Source organism: Vibrio sp. 2033 (assembly GCF_033339735.1).
Window position 1 is genome coordinate 39,662 of sequence record NZ_JAWOVC010000006.1, and the last position, 21,101, is coordinate 60,762.

Consider the following 21,101-nt stretch of genomic DNA (forward strand, 5'->3'; position numbering starts at 1 on the left):
TTGTCTTTAAAATGTTACGCCAAACCCAAGTCAGCTTAATGTATTTGAGGCTAGACATCCAATGACGTGAAAACTCATTTTCGACATTTGGAGGACGAAAGATGATAAGTCAACCTGTTAAAATCGGTGACGACACCGCCGTAGTCATTCCAAGCGTAATCCTGGCTCAGCTCGGGATAAGGGAAGGAGATACCCTAGAAATCGCACTGAATAAAGACAAAATGGAAATTAAGAAGATGGTGTTGAAAACCAACGCTCCAACTTACTCTGAAGATATTGAGGAGAATTGAGTTAGAGAATCTTGGTTTGTCGGATACACTACTGGTTTCGCAAAACTGGCGCTTGCCGCTGTCTTTGAACTATCGATAACTACAATAAGAGGTAAGGTACTATGCAAGGTATCCTCTCTATACAATCTCATGTTTCTTTTGGTCATGCTGGTAACAGCAGTGCTGTTTTCCCAATGCAACGCATGGGTTTCGAAGTATGGCCGATTCATACCGTTCAATTTTCTAACCACACGCAGTATCAAGAAGGCTGGACTGGGCGAGCGTTTGCGGCTGAAGACATCAGCGAGTTAGTTCGTGGACTTGGTAACATCGGCGCGCTGGAAAAGTGCCAAGCGGTATTGACGGGCTACCAAGGTAGCGCAGAGCAGTGCCTTGCTGTTGAAGATACCGTGACGAAAGTGAAGCAAGCGAACCCGAACGCACTTTACGTTTGCGACCCTGTGATGGGCGCGCCAGACAAAGGCTGCATTGTGGCTCCGGGCATTGCTGAAAATCTTCTAACGCGTTTGATGCCAATGGCGGACGTGATCGTTCCGAACCAATTCGAGCTAAGTCAATTTGCTGAGATGGAAATCCACTCACTAGACGATGCGATCACCGCATGCCAACGTGCGCTAGAGAAAGGTCCAAAAGTGGTGCTAGTTAAGCACCTTTACTGCCTAGAAAATGGCAGCTTTAACATGCTATTGGCTACGCAAGAAGGTATTTACCTTGCGAAGCGTCCTCAATTTGAGTTTGCTAAACAACCTGTTGGCGTGGGCGATCTTATTTCAGCTATCTTTACCGCGGGACTCTTAAAAGGCTGGTCTCCTAAACAAGCTTTCCAACATTGTCACGACGCGTGTTACGGTGTGTTGAGTGCAACGTACCATGCGGGTGAGTGGGAACTGCAAACTATTGCTGCGCAGCAAGAGTTTGTTGAACCAAGCAAACACTTCCTGATTGAAGAAGTGGCTTTGGTCACCGCGTAATTGAGCGCAATTAAACAAAAAAGGGGAGCCATCATCGGCTCCCCTTTCTATTTGTTCTGTCAGTCTTACTGAGCTTTTTGCTGCTCTGATTTACAAACTGCTGCCGTAAAGACAACGTCTGTTGAGCTGTTTAGCGCAGTTTCTGCAGAGTCTTGAATCACACCGATAATGAAGCCAACCGCTACAACCTGCATTGCTACGTCGTTTGAGATACCAAACAGGCCACACGCAAGTGGGATAAGTAGTAGAGAGCCACCTGCAACACCTGATGCGCCGCATGCAGAAACCGCAGCTACAATACTTAGAAGTAGCGCAGTCAGTAGATCAACTTCGATACCCATAGTGTGCACAGCTGCAAGCGTTAGCGTTGTGATAGTGATTGCAGCACCAGCCATGTTGATGGTCGCACCTAGAGGAATAGATACTGAGTATGTATCCTCGTCCAGTTTTAGCTTCTCACATAGTGCCATGTTTACTGGAATATTCGCCGCACTTGAACGAGTGAAGAACGCTGTTACACCACTTTCACGCAGACAACGGAATACAAGTGGGTAAGGGTTTTGTTTGGTTTTAACGAACACGATCGCCGGGTTTACAACGAGTGCGATGATCATCATTGCGCCAAGAAGAACCGCCAGAAGGTGTGCGTAGCTTGCTAGCGCGCTAAAGCCCGTTGTCGCAAACGTTGAAGCAACCAAGCCAAAGATACCAAATGGTGCAAGACGAATGATAAAGCGCACAATGTGAGACACGCTGTGGCTTAGATCTTCAAATACGGCCTTCGTTGTTGCCGATGCGTGGTGTAGTGCAAGACCCAGACCCACACCCCAAGCAAGAATGCCGATGTAGTTTGCTTCTACTAGTGCATTTACTGGGTTGTCGACCAGTTTAAACAACAATGTGCGTAGAATTTCAGCAATACCTTGAGGAGGCGTTGTACCTTCAGCGCCGGTGACAAGCGTTAAATTGGTCGGGAAAAGGAAGCTTAGAACCACTGCTGATAGCGCCGCGAAGAATGTACCCATCAGGTACAGTACAACGATTGGGCGCATGTAAGTGTGTTGGTTTTTCTTTTGGTTTGCAATTGAAGCGGCAACCAAAATAAACACAAGAATTGGCGCGATCGCTTTAAGCGCACCGACAAAAAGGCTACCAATTAATCCCGCGCTTTCGGCATGGCTTGGAGAAATTGTCGCGAGCAAAATACCAAAGACGATACCGACAAGGATCTGGACGACGAGGTTACCACGAGCATATCGGGCAACGAGGCTGTTGTGTTGCATACATCATTCCTGCAATTTTATGCCAGAGTGGCAGGGCAATAGTCCATCATTACACGGCGATAATGCCCTTATATTACAAGGGGTGAGCATTGCTTCTGGTCACTAAGACACATGATTATCAATTATCCTGTTTTTATAAATTCAGCCATTTTCTTGCTGAATATCACATATCTTAGCTTGGTAATATATTGTGTCTAGTTTTAGTTTGTTTTTGGATTAAATGTTTGCTCAATGTTATTTAAATAAGATTTTTATGTTGAAAATTATCATTAGTTATGAGTAATGGTTTTTAATAAAGTTGTTAAAAAGGAGACTTTCGTCTCCTTTGATTTTATTGACAACTCAAACGCAACAAATTAATAACTTTGTTGGCGCCTGCGCTTATCACTCATGGCATTGCGAGCAAGTTTACCGAATCGTCGACTTTGTGCTCGTTGCTCTGCCAAAGTCGCGCCGTTAAAGGCTTGTTCTCGCAATAGTTTTTGATAGTTATTGAAACGACGAACCTCCAGTTTGCCATTTGCAATCGCAGTTTGAACTGCGCAGCCTGGCTCAGTTTGGTGCTTACAATTGCCAAAGCGACAACGCTGAGCGAGCGCCTCAATGTCAGAAAACGCCTCACTGACCCCCGATTCACAATCTGCTAGTTGAAGCTCGCGCATTCCCGGAGTATCAATCAAGATGCCGCCATCAGGTAATAGATGGATAGAGCGCGATGTAGTTGTATGTCGACCTTTGCTATCGTCTTCACGAATATGCCCAGTTGCCTGTTCTTGTTGCCCGAGTAATGCATTAACAAGAGTTGATTTGCCAACGCCTGAAGAACCGATAAAAGCGAGGGTTTGTCCTTCTTGGCACCAGGTCATGAGTTTAGAAGCACTCTCTATTTCTAAGCCGTTGACTGTCTCTATAGCTAATAGAGGATCGAGCTTCTGTACTTGGCTTTTTAGTTCATCAGTATTGTCACACAAATCGGCTTTGGAAAGCACGATGACGGGTTCGACTTCGGCTTCATGAGCCAAGGCAAGATAACGTTCAATACGACTTAAATTGAAGTCGTCGTTAAGGGAACAGACGATAAACACTGTATCCACATTGGCTGCGATGAGTTGCTCTGCCACTTTGCTGCCAGCGGCTTTGCGGCTAAAGAGGCTCAAGCGATCCAGTAAGCGAACAAATTGCTGATCTTCATTTAAGATTACCCAGTCTCCGACGGTCATGTTGGGTAAAGAATGGTGGGCATTAAGATGAACTTGCCCAGTTTCTGTTGCCAATAAATAACCACTTCGGTGGTGCGCAATCACACGAGCAAAGATAGTGTTGTCGTAATCGTCTAATGTCAGTTGTTGCTGAAAAAATGGTTTCCAACCCAATTGTTTTAGAGGGTTTGAAGTTAAAACTAATGTGTCACAAAAAGTATGTGTTTGATTCATTATTGAATTATCCCAGACGCAACAAAGCGCCTTAATACAAATCGCATTAGGGTCTAATTCGGATAGAGTTGACCCCGGTGAAGACCGGGCAGAGAAGGGGAAGTTGTGGTTATGCCACAGAGTCGGTGCTGTTAGGGTTACCCTTGCGATGCCCAGTTAGTGTTATTCAATACAATCATCTTGTGTCCTCTTCGTTGGTTAATAAATAAGTGAGTTAATTAAGCCAAAAGAGTATAGCCGCCGTTTTTTAAAGAGGGTAGCTATACTGCAAAAATATTAACTTTGTTTTGTGATGCGCTCTTCCATAATTTGCGAATACGTGTTGGCTTTTAAGCCGTATATGATTTGGACATGACGATCATCCAATATCACGACGCCATGCGCGCCATGATTTTTGAGTGCGTTCTTATCGATGACGGACGTCGCTCTGAGGGTAAGACGCAGCCGAGTCGCACATGCACCAGTTTCTAGCAGGTTCTCTATGCCCCCAATGGCGTCAATGATCGTATCGACGTCTTGTTCGACATTGGGGTTGGTATGAGTTAGGAAATTGAAAAATTGCTTCAGCACTGACTTAACCGTCATTTGAAGAGCCTTCGGTCGTTAGTTTTGAAATGGCTTCAACAATCGGTGCCGGCGAGAGCGTATGCGGTACTTTAGTGATTAACGTGCCATCCGGCTTCAAGAAGTAAAAGTAAGAGCTATGATCCAGCGTGTACTTTAGTTCCGAGCCTTCCAATTCTGTCTTGCGGAAAATGACACCATAGTTGTGTGCCAAAGGTGTCGTTACATCAAGTGGTGCCGATAGGCCTTCAATCATTGGATGGAAGTAATGGGCATATTTTGCTGATGCATCGGCCTCATCACGCTCTGGGTCTAAAGAAATGAACATCGGGCGTAGTTGTGCTTTTTGCGCGTCGTCAATTTGATTCAGTGCTCCTGCCAGCATTGCAAGAGAAGTTGGGCAAACGTCTGGGCAGCGAGTAAAGCCAAAATAGACGACTCGGATGCGAGGGTCATTCACATCGAAGATATTGACGGCTTGGTTATTTTCCCCAAACAATACCGTTTGTTGAGAGGTGGAACTGTCCACTTGCTCTGGCTTCGTTTTCTGATTATCTAAATAGCTCTTTACGCCAAATCCGAGTGCGAAAGCAGCTACGAGAAATAGGGACCAATTGCGGCTCATAACGATTCCTTATCTTTGCATTTTTATAGCAGGGTAAACGGTATTCTCTCCATCACTGAGTTCACCAACCCAAGTCATTGCATCCTCCGTGCAAACCGGGAGAATGATGTCACCTTGATATTGGCCAGGAGCGATTTGCTTCAGTAAAAACTTAGGCTCACCCATCTCCATTTCTCTTCCTGAAAGACTTAGGATGAGTTGCTTAGCATCGCTTGTATGCCACTCAACATTTAGAGTGGTAGGAACCAAGGGTTGAGCAGTTTCTGAGTTTAGCGTCATCGTAACATTTTCTTGGACGCAAGAGGTTGTAGAGAGAAAGCAGTATTCATCTATTGACTTGCTTTGAGTGGAAGAAGAAAAGCTTTTTATTAGAGTCGGGGCATAAAATCCCGCGACTAATGCGGCTGAAACAGCGGCGATTTGTAACAGTTTCATTAAGGTTCAGCATTTATCACTTAACATTACGAGCATCGTAGCACAGATGCGCCGCTCGCCAACTCGTGACCTCGGTAAATTGTGCGTTATACCTCGGTGACCAGCTTCCTTATAACGCGACGGACTTTATTGCATCAAATACAGCAGAGTTTTCAATTGAGATGTTTTGTCCTTAGCCAATAAATAAAAACGGAGCCAATTGGCTCCGTTTTTATTTGGTTCAGTATGTGTTTGATACCAAAGTTATTTATCTGAGTCTGCGAATTTCTCTAGACCTAAAACCAGAGCAATGGCTGCAAGCATCATCACGACAGCAAGTACTAACTGAGAAGGTTGTGATGTCACGTGTTCAAATTCAAATGGTGATAGGTTGTGCTGTAGCAATGGCACTTGTTCGCCCTTCGAATTGGTGCGCCAAGTGATGGTTTCTTTCCATGGCCAAATCTTTGGCAACGTACCAATCATTAATCCAGTCAAAAACATCAGGGTGAAATCACGGAACTTGCGTAGTAACCACGACAATAAGTGAGAGAAGGACAGTAAACCGATCACGCAGCCAGACAAAAATAGCGCTAATGTATCGACTTGAAAACCTTTCACTGCGGCTAATACAGGAGCATACATGCCAATCAGCAGCAAAATAAAACTGCCAGAGATACCCGGCAAGATCATCGCACAAATCGCGATAGCTCCAGCGAATAAGGTGTTAATGGCCGTTGGTTCCATGTGTAAAGGTTTGAGCACAGTAATACTATAAGCAAACCCGACACCAACGAGCAGAATGACAAAGCGGACAAGATCGCGTTGCTCAACCTGACGAATAATGTGATACACAGAGACCAAAATCAGACCAAAGAAAAATGACCAAAGTGGGATCGGGTGTGTGTCAAGAAGCCAAGTAATCAACTTTGCTAGCGTTGCAATACTGGTGAAAATGCCGGCAAACAGAGCGATAAGGAAGAATCCGTTGATGTGATTAAACGCGGCTTTAACCCCTTCTTTTCGCCAGATAGAGAAAAGTGAGGGGTTAATGCGTCGAATGCTTTCAAGCAGCGTATCGTAAATACCAGTGATAAACGCGATGGTGCCGCCAGATACACCAGGTACAACATCTGCTGCACCCATGGCGATTCCCTTGAAGAAAGTAATTAAGTAGTTCATTGCTCTAATGCTAAGTCGTTTCGATGGCAGAGAGTATACAAACATTGCGATGAAAAAAGTATGAAATAGTGCTGTAACTACTTGGTTTTATATCCAATCTATTGCCTATCTTTATTACCCGCCAAGAGACAATGCCGCCGTAACGAGCTTTTAATGCTTGGTTTACATTTTTGAGATGATTAACTCTACTATCAATTATCAATCTTGGTTGCATTATGCAATTGCAATTTGCATTATTAAATTGCATTTTGATAATTTGCGCGTGAATAAATCCAGCTTATATGAGATCTTGTGCCCAAAAATAAGTCTTTGCATTTTGGCATGATTAATGCATAATACTGCTCGACCCTTCTTAAGCCGAGGGTCACCTAGCCAACTGACGTTGTTAGTGAATACAATTTGTTCACACTAAATATAAGCCAATCGCGATTATTGCGGTTGGCTATTTTTTTATATGAACAACGTTACTTACGTGCTTTGCAAATTGCACTTCTCTTTCTGTCAGTCATAAAAAAGGGCTGACGTGTTACGTCAACCCTTGTGTTTTACTTTACGTTTTAACCCGTTTATCTAGCAGTTCAGTATCCCATTAACTGTAGCAAATTTTCAGCTGTCACAATGGCTTCTTTACGATTAGCAATATTAAGCTTTTGGTACAGGTTGCGAATGTGGGTTTTAATTGTCGTACCTGCCACATCCAGCTCTTGTGCGATTTGCTCGTTACTAAAGCCTGAATAAATCAGCCCCAGAACCTGCCATTCGCGTTGTGTTAATGGGCTAGTACGTACTAGCTCTGGCACATTAGGGTGATTCACCAACTTTTCAATAAAGTCTTCATCAAAGTGAATCGACCGGCTACGTTGATTCGATGAAATGTCCTTCATTAACTGTTGAGCACGGTGACGCTCAAGATCGCCCAGTTCATGGCGGAGGCTCAACTTCTCCAGCAGACCGCCAATGGTTGCACCATCAATCAGGAAGTTTCCGACCATGCCAGTTTGGTTCGTCATTACTAATGCTTCTTTTAACAGAGCCTTGGCTTGCTCCTCATCTTTTTGGCGAGCAGAAAGGACTGCTTCAACCACTAAGTTGCGATTAGTATCTGTGATTAGGTTAGTGCGACGAGCTTCACCTTGGAGAAAATCTAACGCAGCACGAGCGTCGGTATATTGGCCTAAGTTAATGTGGGCGCGAGCAATGTTACGCCATTGCAATTGAGAAAAGTGGTTGCATGCCGATTCAGGACGAACCGCAGTGTTGAGCCATTCTTGCATTGCATCGGTATTCCCGCGCGCTTGCCAAAATAGAATCAACGATAGTGAAGCGTTTGCAGTCCAATCTACGTGATAAGTCGACTGTTTCATCAAGTGTTGGATGTGCTCAATGAATTTACCGGCTTTGTCTAATTCACCGCGTCCAATCGCAATACGCGCCAACATCGAATAGCTATGTAAGTGCTTGCTTGGTGAATGGTTTTCGAGAATTTGCAGACCTTTGTACGCGCATTCTTCCGCTTCATCAAGTCGGTTCCAGCACCAAAGTACTTGCGCGCGAATACGCAGCAAAAATTCATGAAGAGGAACATGCTGAAGCTGCTGATCTTCAATCAGACGGAATGCGGAATCTTGTAGTTCAAAGGCAGCTTGCACGTAACCTTGTGCAATTAAAATCTCGCTTTGCTGCAATATTGCCCATAACGCTTGGTGGTATACCTGATACTGACGAGCTAGCTTTTCAGTTTGTTGCATCATTGGCAAAGCACGGTCTAGTTTACCTAGCACGTGGTTAACTTCACCAACAACCGAAGTCGCCACAATTCGGCTACGGTAAATTGTGTTATCAAGTTGGCTAAGCGCTAACTCCGCTAATTCGAGAGCTTTTTCTGGCTGGTTACTGTTGATAGCCACTTGAGCAAGCAACGCGTTTGCTTGACCTTGATAATGAATATCTAACGCAATGTTACGCTTTTTGTGTTCCTCTTCCGCTTCTTCAAGCAGGTGGCCCACTTGGTTATAACGATGCTGACTTTGAGCCAACCATGCTCGGAGCATCGTAAGTTTTGGGTGGCTGAACAACAGATCATCGTCCAACTTGTTAATTGAGCTTTCCAGTGTGCTGAGTTCGCCTTGGTTAAACATCTTCCAGCCGAATTCGTTTAGGATCTCTACCACTAAGTCCTTATCATTCGATTTTTGTGCATGATGAATCGCTTGGTGTGGTGCTTTTTGTTGTAACCAAGCGATAGCAGCATTGCGGTGGAGATCTTTTTCTTGCTGAGGAATACGAGCTTGGCGCTCATGAGATAAAAACTCGCCAAATAAGTTATGGAACCGGAACCAGTTCTGTTCCCCTTCGAGCGGGTAAATGAATAAGCCGTAACGGTTAAGCGATTCAATCATTCCCAGTGCATCTTCGCGTTGGGTAAGGGCAAACACTAACTCATCATTGAAGTGGTCAAGCACGGATACTTGCATTAAAAAGTGACGAGTTTCGTGATCGAGTAAGTCAAACACTTCTTCGACCAAGTAATCCCACAAGTGCGCGTGATTGAACTGCGATACCGACTCTACAGTTTGTGCCAATGTGCGGTTTTGATGTTGGGCTTGTAATGCGATCAACTGCATCGCCGATGGCCAACCTTCAACATAGGTTCTTAGGCTGTTCGCCATGTCTTCATCAATACCATCGGCGATACGCTGGTTAAAGAAGCGAGTGGTTTCTTCGGTATCAAACGCCAACATCTCGTTGCCGATTTCGATCATTAAATCACGAACACGTAAGTTTGCAGTGCCCAGAGGCGGCGCTGCACGACTGGTTACCACAACGGTGAGGTTGTCTGGCATGTGCTTTAAGAAGAAACGCATGGATTCATGGATTTCATCATTCGTGATTAAATGGTAGTCATCAAGTACCACGTAGCACTCTTGATGAAAGTCAGCCATTTCAGCGAATACTTCGCTAAATAGGGAGCGTAAAGACGAGATCTGACGTTTTTCCGCCAGTTTTTGTGCGTTAGCGCAACTGAAGTTGGTGGCTTTGTTTAATGCTTGAAGCAGATAGTTTACAAAGCGAAAGCCGTCGTTATCGCTGTCATCAATGCTGTACCAACCGACGTTTGGCTTATCGGATAGCCACTGCGCTGCCATTGTTGTTTTTCCGTAACCTGCTGGGGATCGGAATAAAACCAATTTGTAGTAAGGCGCTTGCTGTAGTAAGTCCAACACTCGTGGGCGCACGATGGCATTGTGCAGGCGTCCTGGTCGAGTAAGCTTAGATGGAATCCACATTAGTAGTTATGTCCTTATTTGTGTATACCCAAATGACTGCAACGTGATCATTCTAGTAAAGCCCCCTTGAAAGCCGTCTTACTGAATGATGTCATCAGCATCAAAAACACTGTTTGAATGCCAGATAATGTCGCTACTGTTGGGGCTTGCGTCCGTCTGAAAAACCATTCCATACGGTCACTTAGATATAAAAGCTAGCGAAAACTAGAAATAACTCACATCGCCTAATTCTAGTTTGTATAAAAAGCGTACAATCCTGTGAGCTGAGTGGGATGTTACGACATCAGAAATGTTCGTTACTTTGATCCACTTCCTAATTCTCAAGGGTTGATGGATTTACCATCAACTACGCCCTTTATTTGTGATTGTCGTCACTTAAATATCGTTTGTTTCGTTAGCGTTAAGATCGCGTTGCACATAGATTACGAAAAGTTCTTCTACGCTGACCGAGTTAATGTGACCGATATTACAATTTTCACATCATCAGATGAGTGGACTATAAAAAGCGTCATGAACGGGTTTTAACCTTTCTCACATTCCATTGTGATCAAAATCACTAAGAACTGGAGCAAAGTTCACTTTGTTGAGATTTGGATCACTAACCTAGCAATGGTACCCCCTCTACGCCCTCAGCCCTCCTCCTTCAAAGGATGAGAATTAGGAGGATGTTTATTCACAGAGGTAAATGCACGATGTATGGCAGATGAATTACCAAAAGACGTGAGAATTTCGTAATGAAACCTACTCAACAAAAACAATTTGACAAGAAGTCGTTCCAAGAAAGCGTAAAGAAACACCTATCTGTAACTTACGCTCATACGATTGAAAACGCAGACAGCCGCGCATGGTACCTAGCAATGGGGCATGCTCTGGCTGAATTTACTACTCTAGATTTGCTTGCGACAGAAGAAGATCCACGCATTAAAAGTGCCAAAAGCGTTAACTACCTTTCGCTAGAATTCCTTATCGGTCGTTTGACTGGTAACAACCTAATCAGCATGGGTCTGTACGAACAAGTAACAGAAGCAATGGCTGAACTAGGTTACAACCTAACTGATCTGCTAGAAGAAGAGCGCGACCCATCATTGGGTAACGGTGGCCTTGGTCGTCTGGCTGCGTGTTTCATGGATTCATGTGCGGCACAAGAATTCCCAACTGTCGGCTATGGTTTACATTACGAATACGGTCTATTTAAACAGTCATTCAAAGATGGTCGCCAGCAAGAAGCACCTGACGCATGGCGCGGTGTAGAAGGTTACCCTTGGGAAATTGCGCGTCCAGAACTTGCGCAAGAGATCGGTTTCTACGGTCACGTTGAAGTGATTAACGAGAACGGTAAAGAGGTTCGCAAATGGGTACCAGGCATGACAGTAAGAGCAATGCCTTGGGATCTTCCAATTGTGGGTTACGAATCAGACACGGTTTACCCGCTACGTCTTTGGGAATGTCAGGCGATTGCACCATTCTCACTAGCAAGCTTTAACAATGGTGATTACTTCGAAGCTCAGCACGCACTGATCGACGCAGGTAACATCACCAAAGTGCTTTACCCGAACGACAACCACGAGAAAGGTAAAACACTGCGTCTGATGCAGCAGTACTTCCATTCAGCAGCGTCTGTACGCGACATCCTACGTCGCCACGAAGCAGCAGGCTACTCGCTAGCGGATCTACCTAAGCAAGAGACTATCCAGCTTAACGATACGCACCCAACGATTGCGATTCCTGAACTAATGCGCATCCTGATGGACGAAAAAGGTCTAACTTGGGAAGCGGCTTGGGAAATCAGCTCTAAGACATTCGCGTACACCAACCATACGCTACTTCCTGAAGCGCTAGAGACATGGCCAGAGTCGCTAATTCAGCACCTACTGCCGCGTCACATGGAGATCATTTACGAGATCAACCATCGCTTCCTACAAGACGTACGTGCAATGTGGCCGGGTGATGTCGCGAAGCAACAGAAGCTTTCTATCATCGAAGAAGGTTTCCACCGCATGGTTCGCATGGCAAACCTATGTGTAATCGGCTCTTACGCAGTAAACGGTGTAGCAGCACTTCATTCTGAATTGGTTAAGAAAGACCTATTCCCAGAGTTCCACGAAATGTACCCGACACGTCTACACAACGTAACGAACGGTATTACGCCACGTCGCTGGTTGAAGTTCTGTAACCCAGGTCTGTCTCAGCTTATCACTGAGAAAGTCGGCCCAGAATGGCCAGCGAAACTAGAGCAACTTGAAGGTATTGCGAAGTACGCCACTGACGCGACATTCCAAAAAGAATTCATGGCCGTGAAGAAAGAGAACAAAGAACGCCTAGCAACTTGGGTGAAAGAGAACATGGGTATCGAGCTCGATACTAATGCAATCTTCGATGTTCAAATCAAGCGTCTGCACGAGTACAAACGTCAGCATCTAGACTTGCTACACGTACTGTCTCTGTACCACCGTATTCTTAATGAACCAGGTTTTGAGTGTACGCCACGCGTTGTGTTCTTCGCAGCAAAAGCAGCACCGGGTTACCACCTAGCGAAAGAAATCATCTTCGCAATCAATAAGATTGCAGACAAGGTGAACAACGATCCTCGCATCGGTAACAAGCTGAAAGTGGTATTCATCCCTGACTACCGCGTGAGCATGGCTGAAATCATTATCCCTGCGGCTGACGTTTCTCAACAAATCTCGCTAGCGGGTAAAGAAGCATCAGGTACAGGTAACATGAAGATGGCGCTAAACGGTGCGCTAACTATCGGTACAATGGATGGTGCAAATGTTGAGATTCGTGAGGAAGTAGGCGATGAGAACATCTACATCTTCGGTCTAGATGTTGAAGGTGTGAAAGCGCTGAAAGCTCAAGGTTACAACCCATTTGATTACTACAATGCGGATCACCTACTCAAAGCGTCAATGGACTTGCTATTGGGTGAAGAGTTCACACCAGGTCAACCAGGCTTACTGCGTGCAACGTATGACAGCCTGCTAGACGGCGGTGACCCGTACTTATGTCTTGCGGACTTTGCATCTTACGTGAAAGCGCACGAAGACATGAGCGAACAATATAAAGATCAAGCTGGCTGGGCGAAGAAGGCCATTCTTAATACCGCCCTTGTTGGCAAGTTCACGTCAGACCGCTCAATCCGCGACTACGTGAACAATATCTGGAAACTTGAAGCGGTGAAACGCTAATAGAACCTAGTTAAGACCAAGGTAGCCAAGCGCTACCTTTGGTCATTTTCCAAAAGAAGTTATTGATAACAATAAAACCCTACATGGAAGGTGTTGGTATTACCTTCGGAGAAAGCGATGAAAGAACAAACAGCATTAAAGAAAGTCGCGGAAATGGCGAGATTGGCTGATAGCTATGTCAGTGCTTGGGGAGATGAGGCTAAAGTGTCTGAGGAGACGCTACGCCGCTTGCTCGCTTCGCTTGGCTACGATACTAGCAGTGATGAAAAACTACTGGCTTCTGCTGAAAAGAAACATAAAAAAGACGTACTAGCCCCTGTTCTTGTTTTACGCGACGGCGAACCAGTCGAAGTGGAACTAAACCTAGGTACGAGTGCTCGTGAGAGTGAATTCAGCTGGCGTTTAGAAACAGAACAAGGAGAGGTACTTGAAGGCTATCTTCAGTCCCAAATTGTTCGTGATGAGCGTGCTGAGGGTGGCCCTCTAGTGTTTGCATTGCCAAAGAACTTGGCTTGGGGTTATCACAAACTGATCATCAGTCGTAAGCGTCGTAAAACACCTTACGAGATGTCATTGATCATTACGCCGAAAGCGTGTTTCAAACAAGACGATCTAAACCAACACAAAAAGCTATGGGGTCCTAGTATCCAGCTTTACACACTGCGTACTCAGCATAACTGGGGCATCGGTGATTTTGGCGACCTAAAACAACTGGTGAGTGATATTGCCTCTCGTGGCGGTGACTTCATTGGCTTGAACCCGATTCACTCGCTGTTCCCTGCGAATCCAGAAGGGGCAAGCCCATACAGCCCGTCTTCTCGTCGTTGGTTGAACATCATGTACATCGACGTAAGCTCTGTACCTGAATTCGCGCTAAGTGCAGAAGCACAACAGCGTGTTGGTAGCGCAGAGTTCCAACAACGTCTACAAAAAGCGCGAGACTCTCATTGGGTGAATTACACCGAAGTTTCGCAACTAAAAATGAGCGTTCTTCCGCTGCTATTCAGTGAGTTTAAAGCTCGCCATTTAGACAAAAACACCGATCGCGCTCGTGCCTTCTTGGACTTTGTTGAAAAAGGCGGCGACAGCTTGCTACATCAAGCTGCATTCGATGCACTTCATGCTGATTTACATGCAGAAGATGCAAACATGTGGGGTTGGCCTGTATTCCCTGAGAAATACCGCACATTCGACGCAGCTGGTACTCAGAAGTACATCAAGGATAACCAAGATCGTGTTCACTTGTACATGTACCTGCAATGGATCGCAGACGATCAAATCAAAGAAGCGCAAGCGCTAGCCGAAGAAAAAGGCATGGCTGTGGGTTTGTACCGCGACCTTGCGGTGGGTGTTGCAGATTCAGGCAGCGAAACATGGGCTGACGAAGGCGCGCTAGTATTGGATGCAAGCATCGGTGCGCCACCAGATGTGCTTGGTCCACTAGGCCAAAACTGGGGTTTGCCTCCGCTTAACCCTCAGGTTTTAGAAGCGACTGGCTACGACGCTTACATCAAATTGCTACGTGCTAATATGAAGCATTGTGGTGCATTGCGTATCGACCACGTACTTGGCCTGCTTCGCCTTTGGTGGATTCCAAAAGGCGAGAAAGCGACAGAAGGCGCATACCTGTACTACCCAGTTGAAGACATGCTAGCAATCCTAGCGCTTGAGTCGCACCGTCATCAGTGTTCTGTGATTGGTGAAGACTTAGGTACTGTGCCAGATGAAATCGTCGATATCCTACGCGATGCAGGTGTGCACTCATACAAAGTATTCTTCTTCGAAACTTCGAAAGAAGACGGTGGGTTCATTTCTCCGAAGCACTACGCAGAGCAATCGATGGCGGCACTGTGTACGCATGACATGCCAACCCTCCGTGGTTTCTGGCACTGCGATGATTTGAAAATGGGTCGTGAGATTGGCCTTTACCCAGATGAAAAACAGTTGGAAGGCTTATTTGCTGATCGCTTGAAGTGCAAGCAAGGCATTCTAGACAGCGTTCGCTGGCATGGCTATTTGCCAGAAGGCATTGGTCATGATGCTCAGTACGTGCCAATGGATTCATACCTAAGCGAAGCGCTGCAACTGCACGTAGCCGCGGGTGACTCTGCACTGCTTAGTGTTCAGCTTGAAGACTGGCTAGAAATGGATCAACCGGTCAATATTCCTGGTACGGTGGATGAGTATCCAAACTGGCGTCGTAAATTGTCGATGAACCTAGATGAAATCTTCAGCCGTGAAGATGTGAATCGTATTTCTAAACGCCTTACTGAAGTTCGTGCACAGGCGAGTAAGTAAGATGCCTAGAGTGGCGTAGATGGACGAGCTGATTACCAATTTTGTTAGCTCAGAGGTACGAAAGTTCCGTCTAGGTCACTCATTCCTAAAACACAATCCGTTAGGATGAAGTACCGTTATTATGCCCGCGACAATAGCGGGCATTTTTGTATTTTGACGCCGTTTACGCAACGAACGTGAGAAGCGGAGTCTTTTTGTGAGTTCACAACGTTGGCTGTGGAGAAACCGATGTTTGATTCAGATCTCTGGTCTTGAAAAGGATGTTGGCTCTAGGGAGAAAGATTTGAAAACCACCAAAACCAAGAAAATAAAGAAACAACACGAACGCGCATACGAACTGCTTGCTGAGGCGGCTTACTCAGATCCATTTGCGGCGCTGGGTCCATTCATTGACGACGAAGCTTCGCTGAGAGTTTGGATGCCGGGCGCAAACAAGGTTGAACTACTTGTTAATGGTGAACCTCGCGTGGCGCTTGAGCGTGATGGCGACAGCGGTTTCATCTTAAAAGAGCAACGCGATTTACACCTGACCCACTACCGTTTAGCGGTCGATTGGAATGGTGTTGAACAAATTATTGATGACCCGTACCAGTATCACAATATCTACCAAGAGTACGAGCATCTGCATACGCCAAAAGACATGTATCACTACATGGGCGCACACTTTGTCACGCTAGAACGTGGCGGTGAAAACATCTCTGGTGTGCGTTTCCTTGTTTATGCACCACATGCATCGGCTGTTAGCCTTGTGGGTTGCTTCAACCAATGGGATGGCCGTCGTCATCCAATGCAACGCCTAGACTACGGTATCTGGGGCCTATTCATTCCTGGTCTGGAAGAAGGGGTACAATACAAATTTGAGCTCAAAGGGCCAAATGGGGAAGGGCTTCCTCATAAACAAGACCCTTGGGGTTTCTACTCTGAGCAATACCCATCGTTCGCGTCCATTACTTACGATCACAAGCGTTACCAATGGCAAGATGCGAAATGGCAAAATCGCGCAGTGACGCAAAAGCGTGATGAAGCGTTATCGTTTTACGAGCTGCATGCTGGGTCATGGAAGCGCAACGAGAAAGGTGATTTCCTGAACTACCGCGAACTTGCGGAGCAGTTGGTGCCATACCTTGTGGATATGGGCTACACCCACGTTGAGCTGATGCCTGTGTCTGAGCATCCATTCTATGGTTCATGGGGCTATCAACCTGTTGGCTTGTTTGCACCAACTAGCCGTTTTGGCTCACCTGATGATTTCAAATTCTTCGTGGATGCGTGTCACCAAGCTGGTATCGGTGTAGTGCTCGATTGGGTTCCTGCGCATTTCCCATCGGATGATCATGGTTTAGCGAACTTTGATGGTACGCCTCTGTTCCATGATCCAGATCCGCGTCGCGGTTGGCACCAAGACTGGAACTCCTACATTTACGATTTAGGCCGTGAACATGTGCGTCGCTTCCTTGTCTCGAATGCGCTGTACTGGTTTGAACAATTCCATATTGATGGTATTCGCGTGGACGCAGTCGCATCGATGCTTTACCTCGACTACTCACGTAGCCACGACCAGTGGGTACCAAACGTCGATGGTGGCAACGAAAACTACGACGCAATCGCAACCTTAAAATGGATGAACGAAGAAGTGTACAAGCACTTCCCGAATGCGATGACGATTGCGGAAGAGTCAACGGCGTTTCCGGGGGTGTCTGCGCCAACCTTTATGGGTGGTTTAGGTTTTGGCTTCAAGTGGAATATGGGGTGGATGCACGACAGTCTTTCATACATCAAAGAAGATCCTGTTCACCGCAAATACCACCACAATACCATCACCTTCCCGCTGGTTTATGCGCACAGCGAAAACTACGTCTTGTCTCTCTCTCACGATGAGGTGGTGTACGGAAAAGGCTCTATCCATAACAAGATGCCAGGTGATGAATGGCAGCAAACCGCAAACCTACGAGCATACTACGGTTATATGTATGGTCAACCGGGCAAAAAGCTGAACTTTATGGGCGCGGAAATTGGCCAAACGGCGGAGTGGAACCACGATGATCAGTTGCAATGGTTCTTACTGGAATATGAGCGTCATCAAGGTGTCCAAAAGCTGATGCGAGATTTGAACCACTTGTACCGAAATGAAGCGGCGATGCACGATCAAGATTGTGTTCCTGCTGGTTTTGAGTGGCGTCTACAAGACGAAGCGGATGCGAGCATCCTAGCGCACGAGCGTATTAGTAAAGAAGGTGAGCGTATTCTGATCATCACCAACTTTACGCCCGTACCACACGAGCGCTTTCGTTTAGGCGTTCCAAATGCAGGTCAATACGAACTGCTACTGAATACAGACGATAGCAAATACGGCGGCAGCGATTTTAAAGTGCTGACCAGTGTGAAAACGGAAAAAGTTGAAAGTGAATCACTGCCTCAATCACTTGAGCTTCGTTTGCCTCCACTTTCAACCGTGTTCTACAAGCTGCACAAATAATTTAGTCTAATCAAATTCTAAGCCCGTTTTACATTGTAAATCGGGCTTTTTTTGACCTATTTTTTACCTCTAAAACTTGTTGTTCTTGATTGAATCAGGCAAGCTCACGGGTTTGTTTATCATCAATCGCTAATGCATTGGGGAACTACACATGTTGAAAAGGCTTAAGTCATTTCTATTTAAAATGGTGTTGATATTGCTGATCGCCCCAGTCGTTTTGGTTGGTTTGGTGAAATATGTCGATCCACCAATATGGGGATGGAAGTTAAGCCGCATTGTTGCGCCACCAAAGAACTATCCAGACAATAGTCAACACGAATGGGTATCCTTGTCGCGCATTTCAAAAAATATGCAGTTAGCGGTGATTGCGACCGAAGATCAAAAATTCCCTCATCATTATGGTGTCGATTTCGAATCGCTATTCGACGTGATTTCCGAGGCTGGTGATAATGGTCCGTCGAGAGGCGCGAGCACCATTACCCAACAAGCCGCGAAAAATGTGTTTTTGTTTCCGTCTCACTCCTACGTTCGCAAGGCTTATGAGCTTTACTTTGCTTTGCTGATGGAGCTGATGTGGAGCAAAGAGCGCATTCTCGAAGTGTATCTAAATGTGGTTGAATTTGGTCCCGGTATTTACGGCGCTGAAGCGGCGGCGCAGAATTATTTTGGTGTCAGTGCAAAGCAACTCTCGAAGTGGCAAGCAGCGCGTTTAGCCGTGGTGTTGCCAAATCCATATCGAATCAAAGTCTATCCACAAAGTGATTACACTGCTCGCCGCACAAGATGGGCGATGAATCAAATGAGCAATCTTGGCAGCGTGCAACTTTAACTCCCTCAATCTATTGCGCTTAAATAGAACTACGCCCCTATATCAATAAAATGTGAAGCGTCACAAGCTTTAGGGCGTAGCCTTTCAGAATGATGTGCTCAGTTTTTCATCCATTTACTATTAGTGTGAATAAAAATACAACACGAATACTGCGCCTATGCGCAACCAATGGACTGAACGATGAAACTGAATCTGATTACGACTACCTTATTGCTTGCATCGGCAAGTGCCATCGCCGAGCCAAACATCACCATTTCGACCACGACCAACAGCCGTGACTTTCCTTTAAATGCAGAGCAGCCTTTGGTTGTGCCCTTAACCAAAGATGGATACACGCTCAAAATTACGGGTGTTGAAGGCGACTGTGTCGCGCCTGATGGCCAGAAGGTCAAATTCAATAAACCTATCGCGCTGAACTGCGGAAAGCCAACGGAACTGCCGTTAAAAATCCGCTTTACTGGCGATTACTCTTTTGCTTTTGATGCGGAAGCGAAAACACTGCGCTTCAAGCGTGAACCTAAGAAAGCCGCGAAGACAGAATTCAAACGCCCAATCCCACAAGTGCAATGTGAGGTTTATCAAGGCGGCGAAGTCACCATTGCGCTGGGTGACAGTTTCCCCGATGGCACCAAGTTGCGTGATGCTTACTCTGGGCAAATGGTCGAAGTAAAAGATCAGCAAGTATCGCTGACGCCAAGCAAAGATTCAGGCGGGTTGGTGCTACTAGAGCCAGTGAAGAAAACCAAAGAAGCAGTATCGTTTGATTATCGCAATGCCAACATTTACTTCGTGATGGTCGACCGTTTCAAGAATGCTGATACGAGCAATGACAACAGCTATGGACGCAAGAAAGACGGCAAAGAAGAGATCGGCACCTTCCACGGCGGTGATCTAAAAGGCGTGATCGAAAAGCTAGATTACATCAAGAGCCTAGGTACAGATGCGATTTGGTTGTCGCCAATCGTTGAACAAGTGCACGGCTTTGTTGGCGGCGGCGATAGCGGCTCATTCCCATTCTACGCTTACCACGGTTACTGGACGCGTGACTTTACCAAGATTGATGAGAACTTCGGTAACGAAGCTGATCTGAAAAAGCTGGTGGAAGAGGCACACAAACGTGGCCTTAAAGTCTTGATGGACGCAGTAATCAACCACACCGGTTACTCAACGTTAGCCGATTTGCAATTTGACGGTATTGAGGTGTTAAAACCAAACGCTGATTTACCGAATAAGTGGGGTGACTGGCAACCAAAAGCGGGTGAAAATTGGCATAGCTATCACCAGAATATTGATTACCAGAGTCCAAACTGGTCGAAATGGTGGGGCGGTGACTGGGTAAGAACAGGTCTACCGGGATACCCAGCTCCGGGCAGCAGTGATATCACTATGTCATTGGCGGGTTTACCTGACTTTATCACCGAATCAGACAAAGCCGTGAAGCCCGCGCAGTGGCTATTGGATAACCCTGGTACTCGCGTAGAGGCGCGCGACAATTACACCGTCTCGGACTACCTAATTGAGTGGCAAACTGATTGGGTGAAACGCTTTGGCATTGATGGTTACCGTGTCGATACGGTGAAGCACGTTGAAGGCGATGTGTGGAAACGCTTGAAAGAAGAGGCTTCAAGCAGTCTTGAGCAGTGGCGCAAAGAGAATGGTAAGTCAGGTCAGCCATTCTGGATGATGGGTGAAGTATGGGGACATACCGCATATCGCAGTCCTTACTTTGAAGATGGCTTTGATGCGTTGATTAACTTCGACATGCAGAAGAAGTTAGACAAAGGCGCGGCGTGTTTCAGCCAAATGGCAGACACCTACCAAAGTTACGCAGATACTATCGCCAATGAAAAAGACTTCAACCCAGTGAGCTACATGTCTTCTCACGATACCGAGCTGTTCTTCTCTCGCTTCAAAGATTACGGCATGCAGCGTAACTCCGCGAATGCACTGCTTCTGAGCCCTGGTGCTGTTCAGGTTTACTATGGTGATGAAGTTGGTCGTAACATTGGTCCTTACGCGGACGATTTCCACCAAGGCACTCGTTCTGACATGGTATGGAAGCTATCTGATGAGAAGCAAGCGCTGCTCAAACACTGGCAAACTCTTGGTCAGTTCCGTAAAGCGCACCCAGCGATTGGTGCGGGTCAGCATCAAGTAATTGAACAAGAAGGCGCGTACGTGTTCTCTCGCTCGCTTGGCAATGACAAAGTCGTTGTGGCGTTTGTGGGTCGCGACAAGTAGTTAGAACTTCGTTTTAAGCC

At 46.1% G+C, this 21,101-nt stretch carries 14 protein-coding genes; 7 read left to right on the plus strand and 7 right to left on the minus strand.

Annotated features, from left to right (window positions below):
• Positions 1-101 precede the first annotated feature (101 nt).
• Together R7P74_RS10300 and pdxY are read left to right on the plus strand one after the other, a co-directional pair.
• Positions 102-290: an AbrB/MazE/SpoVT family DNA-binding domain-containing protein gene (locus R7P74_RS10300; protein ID WP_005374817.1), complete on the plus strand. Its 189-nt coding sequence runs from the start codon at positions 102-104 to the stop codon at positions 288-290.
• A gap of 101 nt (positions 291-391) precedes the next feature.
• The gene (pdxY, locus tag R7P74_RS10305; RefSeq protein WP_136976802.1) at positions 392-1,261 is read left to right on the plus strand and encodes a pyridoxal kinase PdxY; all 870 of its coding nucleotides are present in this window, start codon (positions 392-394) and stop codon (positions 1,259-1,261) included.
• Positions 1,262-1,326: 65 nt separating this feature from the next.
• Here pdxY and sstT read toward each other — a convergent pair whose 3' ends face one another.
• The 7 genes from sstT to malT form a co-directional block, all read right to left on the minus strand.
• Complete coding sequence (gene sstT, locus R7P74_RS10310) at positions 1,327-2,544, minus strand: serine/threonine transporter SstT (RefSeq protein ID WP_318122830.1); 1,218 nt, start codon at positions 2,542-2,544, stop codon at positions 1,327-1,329.
• Positions 2,545-2,900: 356 nt separating this feature from the next.
• Positions 2,901-3,977, minus strand: coding sequence for a ribosome small subunit-dependent GTPase A (gene rsgA, locus R7P74_RS10315; RefSeq protein ID WP_318122831.1), 1,077 nt, complete (start codon positions 3,975-3,977; stop codon positions 2,901-2,903).
• 276 nt (positions 3,978-4,253) lie between these two features.
• On the minus strand, positions 4,254-4,562 hold the full coding sequence (locus R7P74_RS10320; protein ID WP_005384641.1) for a PTS transporter subunit EIIB: 309 nt from the start codon (positions 4,560-4,562) through the stop codon (positions 4,254-4,256).
• Positions 4,552-5,166 (minus strand): SCO family protein, encoded by a 615-nt coding sequence (locus tag R7P74_RS10325; protein WP_042522188.1) that lies wholly within the window; start codon positions 5,164-5,166, stop codon positions 4,552-4,554. Before R7P74_RS10325 ends, R7P74_RS10320 begins: the two co-directional genes overlap by 11 nt.
• A 9-nt stretch (positions 5,167-5,175) precedes the next feature.
• A complete protein-coding gene (locus R7P74_RS10330) occupies positions 5,176-5,601 on the minus strand; it encodes a hypothetical protein (protein WP_025768641.1) in 426 nt (141 codons plus the stop codon).
• A gap of 243 nt (positions 5,602-5,844) precedes the next feature.
• On the minus strand, positions 5,845-6,762 hold the full coding sequence (locus R7P74_RS10335) for a DUF368 domain-containing protein (RefSeq protein ID WP_031778872.1): 918 nt from the start codon (positions 6,760-6,762) through the stop codon (positions 5,845-5,847).
• A gap of 578 nt (positions 6,763-7,340) precedes the next feature.
• Positions 7,341-10,049 carry an HTH-type transcriptional regulator MalT gene (malT, locus tag R7P74_RS10340; RefSeq protein WP_005374834.1) on the minus strand — a complete coding sequence of 903 codons (2,709 nt, stop codon included), beginning with the start codon at positions 10,047-10,049 and terminating at the stop codon, positions 7,341-7,343.
• A 734-nt stretch (positions 10,050-10,783) separates the two neighbouring features.
• On the opposite strand from malT, the gene R7P74_RS10345 reads away from it, so the two are divergent.
• From R7P74_RS10345 to R7P74_RS10365, 5 genes are all read left to right on the plus strand, one after another.
• Complete coding sequence (locus tag R7P74_RS10345) at positions 10,784-13,237, plus strand: glycogen/starch/alpha-glucan phosphorylase (protein WP_053307964.1); 2,454 nt, start codon at positions 10,784-10,786, stop codon at positions 13,235-13,237.
• A gap of 117 nt (positions 13,238-13,354) precedes the next feature.
• Complete coding sequence (gene malQ, locus R7P74_RS10350; protein ID WP_170889946.1) at positions 13,355-15,535, plus strand: 4-alpha-glucanotransferase; 2,181 nt, start codon at positions 13,355-13,357, stop codon at positions 15,533-15,535.
• A gap of 283 nt (positions 15,536-15,818) precedes the next feature.
• Positions 15,819-18,011: a 1,4-alpha-glucan branching protein GlgB gene (gene glgB / locus R7P74_RS10355; protein ID WP_241782197.1), complete on the plus strand. Its 2,193-nt coding sequence runs from the start codon at positions 15,819-15,821 to the stop codon at positions 18,009-18,011.
• Positions 18,012-18,162: 151 nt separating this feature from the next.
• Positions 18,163-18,840, plus strand: a complete 678-nt coding sequence (gene mtgA, locus R7P74_RS10360; RefSeq protein ID WP_062855380.1) for a monofunctional biosynthetic peptidoglycan transglycosylase — start codon at positions 18,163-18,165, stop codon at positions 18,838-18,840.
• A gap of 180 nt (positions 18,841-19,020) precedes the next feature.
• Positions 19,021-21,081, plus strand: coding sequence for an alpha-amylase (locus R7P74_RS10365; RefSeq protein ID WP_080607903.1), 2,061 nt, complete (start codon positions 19,021-19,023; stop codon positions 21,079-21,081).
• The last annotated feature ends 20 nt before the right edge of the window (positions 21,082-21,101 follow it).

What these genes read in the sequence shown, in the direction of transcription:
- R7P74_RS10300 (WP_005374817.1), top strand. Translation starts at nt 102, where the DNA reads ATGATAAGTCAACCTGTTAAAATCGGTGACGACACCGCCGTAGTCATT.
- pdxY (WP_136976802.1), top strand. Translation starts at nt 392, where the DNA reads ATGCAAGGTATCCTCTCTATACAATCTCATGTTTCTTTTGGTCATGCT.
- sstT (WP_318122830.1), bottom strand. Translation starts at nt 2,544, where the DNA reads ATGCAACACAACAGCCTCGTTGCCCGATATGCTCGTGGTAACCTCGTC.
- rsgA (WP_318122831.1), bottom strand. Translation starts at nt 3,977, where the DNA reads ATGAATCAAACACATACTTTTTGTGACACATTAGTTTTAACTTCAAAC.
- R7P74_RS10320 (WP_005384641.1), bottom strand. Translation starts at nt 4,562, where the DNA reads ATGACGGTTAAGTCAGTGCTGAAGCAATTTTTCAATTTCCTAACTCAT.
- R7P74_RS10325 (WP_042522188.1), bottom strand. Translation starts at nt 5,166, where the DNA reads ATGAGCCGCAATTGGTCCCTATTTCTCGTAGCTGCTTTCGCACTCGGA.
- R7P74_RS10330 (WP_025768641.1), bottom strand. Translation starts at nt 5,601, where the DNA reads ATGAAACTGTTACAAATCGCCGCTGTTTCAGCCGCATTAGTCGCGGGA.
- R7P74_RS10335 (WP_031778872.1), bottom strand. Translation starts at nt 6,762, where the DNA reads ATGAACTACTTAATTACTTTCTTCAAGGGAATCGCCATGGGTGCAGCA.
- malT (WP_005374834.1), bottom strand. Translation starts at nt 10,049, where the DNA reads ATGTGGATTCCATCTAAGCTTACTCGACCAGGACGCCTGCACAATGCC.
- R7P74_RS10345 (WP_053307964.1), top strand. Translation starts at nt 10,784, where the DNA reads ATGAAACCTACTCAACAAAAACAATTTGACAAGAAGTCGTTCCAAGAA.
- malQ (WP_170889946.1), top strand. Translation starts at nt 13,355, where the DNA reads ATGAAAGAACAAACAGCATTAAAGAAAGTCGCGGAAATGGCGAGATTG.
- mtgA (WP_062855380.1), top strand. Translation starts at nt 18,163, where the DNA reads ATGTTGAAAAGGCTTAAGTCATTTCTATTTAAAATGGTGTTGATATTG.
- R7P74_RS10365 (WP_080607903.1), top strand. Translation starts at nt 19,021, where the DNA reads ATGAAACTGAATCTGATTACGACTACCTTATTGCTTGCATCGGCAAGT.